Raw genomic sequence first — 2,775 nt, 5'->3', positions numbered from 1 at the left:
CACCGGCGCGGAGGCGGGGGATGGCGACGATTCGTTCAGGCGAGCCCGCGCCAGGCGCTCGGCGAGCAAGGGCATGCTGAATTCGAAAAACGCATCATCGGAAAGATAGGACCAGCGGAATTTCGGCGGCTGCGCCTTTTGCGCCGGAGTGGCGACCGCCCGCGGCGGAGCGGCGATGGCCTGAGGCGGCTTGGCGATGGCCTGCGGCGAGCTGCCGATGGCCTGCGGCGGCTTGGCCGGAGCAGTAGAGGGCGCAGCAAGGATTTCCCGGGCCGGCGCGACCGGCCGGGGGGCCGACGGCGCGGGGCGGACGGAATCGCCGCGGGAAGGCGTCGCCTTGGCCGGTGGTTCATCATCCGGCTGCGCCGTGGGCCGCTTGTCGGACTCCGGCGTGCGGGTGAAACGCACATTGGGCGCGAGGAAGAAATATTGCTGCCAGGTCGGGCGGCCGAACTCGCCGCCTTCAGTCGAATCCAACGAGGCGGCGGCGTCCGAATCGCCTTCATCGGCGGCTCGCAGCGTGACGACCTGCCCGGTTTGCCGCTGCGGCGGCGCGGCCGCGCCATGGTGCCGGGCATCTTCCGGATGACTGCCATCGTTGTCGCCGTAGGGGGAACCGCCGGAAGGATTGGCACGGGTAAAACGCATGGATGTCACACTCGAGATTCGTCGAACAAACGTGTCCCGAGACATAGGAACCGATGGTTAACAAGCTCTTCCGGCGAGCTCCGATCGACAGTCGATTTAGGCGGGAGCACGGACCTGCCCGGCGGACATCGAGGCCCGTTACGACGCTGTCTGCGTCGCGTCGTCAAGGCACGTCGATCCTTCGCAACCGCTCCGCGCGCTTCAGGTTTTCATGCCGACTGCGCCTGCTCCTCGGCCGCGAGCTTCTCGGTCCCGTAGGCCTTCAGGAACATGCCGACGCCCGACCTGACGACATGGTCGATCTCCTCCTGGCTGGGGGCCTTGGTGCGGTAGGAGAATATGCACTGCCGGAAAATACCGGCCAGGCAGAGTTCGGTGAACTGATAGGCAGCAAGATCGACATCGTCGATCTTGAGCAGGCCGCGCTCGATGGCGGCATTGAGGAAGGCCATGACCTTGTCATGGCCGCGTTTCGGGCCGCGCTCGTAAAACCGGGCGCCCATGTCGGGTATCCTGTCCGCCGCGCCGATCACCGTGCGCTGCGCCTGGATGACCTTGGCCGAGGTGATCTTCAGAGACAGCACCTTGCCGAACTTGACCAGTGTCTCGCGCAGATCGCCGGCGCGATCGAGCATCTCGTACATGTTCTTGAAGATGGTGCCGCGCTCTTCCTCGATCAGCGCCTCGAACAACTCTTCCTTGTTGGCGAAGTAGACATAGATGGTGCCCTTGGAGACGCCGGCCTCGCGGGTGATGTCGTTCATCGACGCGGCCTCGAAGCCCTTGTCGATGAAGACACGGCGCGCGCCCTCGATGATCTGGCTGCGCTTGACCGGATCCTGCCCGGCCGCCGGGCGGCCGCGACGCAGGCTGTCCAGCACGTCGCACTGGTCGTTGCCGGGGTCCGACACTGTTTCGCCCATAAAAGTCACACCTCGCAAAATAATTCGAACCAACCGGTTCGATTGCCTCTTGATATGGGCCTGTTTTAGCGCTAAGTCAATCTCCAGATCGAACCGAACGGTTCAGTATAACAGAATTTCCTCATATAAACCTGCTGAGAGATATCATGTCCTCGAACGCGCCCGCCACCGCCGAAGTCCGCACGTTTCCCAACGCCAAGGTCCAACCATCGACCGAAGCGCCGGAAGCGCTTCCGCAGCCCGCCACCGTGACCCCTGCCGAGGCGCCCGCCAAGAAGAAGCGTTCGGTGCGCTCGCTGCTTCTGCCCATCATCGGGCTTGGGCTGCTCGGCGCCGCTGGCTGGTACGGCTACGACTACTGGACCGACGGCCGCTTCATGATCTCAACCGACGACGCCTATGTCCAGGCCGACATGTCGTTCGTGTCGCCGAAGATTTCCGGCTATGTCGACAAGGTCCTGGTGAGCGAGAACCAGCAGGTCAAGGCCGGCGACCCGCTGCTGACCATCGACGACGGCGACTACAAGATAGCCGTTGCCCAGGCCGAGGCGCAGATCGCCACGTTGGCGAAGACGCTCGACCGCATCGACGCGCAGACCAAGGCCGCCCAAGCGTCGCTGCAGCAGGCGCAGGCGTCGAAGGTGGCCGACCAGGCCGCGGCCGACAATGCGGCGCGCGCCCAGGACCGCGCGGCGCAGTTGCTCAAGACCCATGTCGGCACGCAGGCGCAGCTCGACGACGCGCAAACCGCGCTCGACCAGGCCAAGGCGGCGCTTGTCGGCGCCGACGCGCAGATCGCCGCCGCGCAGGCCAATATCGGTGTGCTCGAAGCGCAGCGCGCGGAGTCCGCAAGCACGCTGGCCTCGCTGCAGCTCGGCCGCGACAAGGCGGCGCGCGATCTGTCCTTCACCGTCCTCAAGGCGCCCTATGACGGCGTCGTCGGCAACCGCTCGGTCGAGCAGGGCGACCTCGTCAGCCCCGGCCAGAAGCTCGCCGTCGTCGTGCCGATGGACAAGCTCTACATCGTCGGCAACTTCAAGGAGACGCAGCTCGGCCATCTGGTGGCCGGCGAGAAGGTCCGCATCACGGTCGATGCGATCGACGGCCAGAGCTTCGAAGGCACGGTGTCGTCGCTGGCGCCGGCTTCGGGTGCGGTGTTCTCGCTGCTGCCGCCGGAAAACGCCACCGGCAACTTCACCAAGGT

2 protein-coding genes and 1 pseudogene are annotated in these 2,775 nt (G+C 65.4%); 1 reads left to right on the top strand and 2 read right to left on the bottom strand.

The window, feature by feature from the left end:
- Both EN780_RS31445 and EN780_RS31440 read right to left on the bottom strand, forming a co-directional pair.
- Positions 1 to 648: pseudogene (locus EN780_RS31445) on the bottom strand (hypothetical protein); the annotation flags it as partial.
- Between the two features lie 209 nt (positions 649 to 857).
- Entirely contained in the window at positions 858 to 1,571 is a 714-nt protein-coding gene (locus tag EN780_RS31440) for a TetR/AcrR family transcriptional regulator (protein WP_127391944.1), read from the bottom strand.
- Positions 1,572 to 1,717: 146 nt separating this feature from the next.
- Between EN780_RS31440 and EN780_RS31435 the strand changes: the two genes are divergently transcribed.
- A partial coding sequence (locus EN780_RS31435; protein ID WP_133372801.1) for an HlyD family secretion protein occupies positions 1,718 to 2,775 on the top strand: 1,058 nt, incomplete at its 3' end.

It is taken from the genome of Mesorhizobium sp. M4B.F.Ca.ET.089.01.1.1 (assembly GCF_004022605.1).
Classification (GTDB): domain Bacteria; phylum Pseudomonadota; class Alphaproteobacteria; order Rhizobiales; family Rhizobiaceae; genus Mesorhizobium; species Mesorhizobium abyssinicae.
The sequence above is the reverse complement of the archived record's forward strand: the minus strand, read 5'-3'. Positions and strand labels throughout refer to the sequence as shown.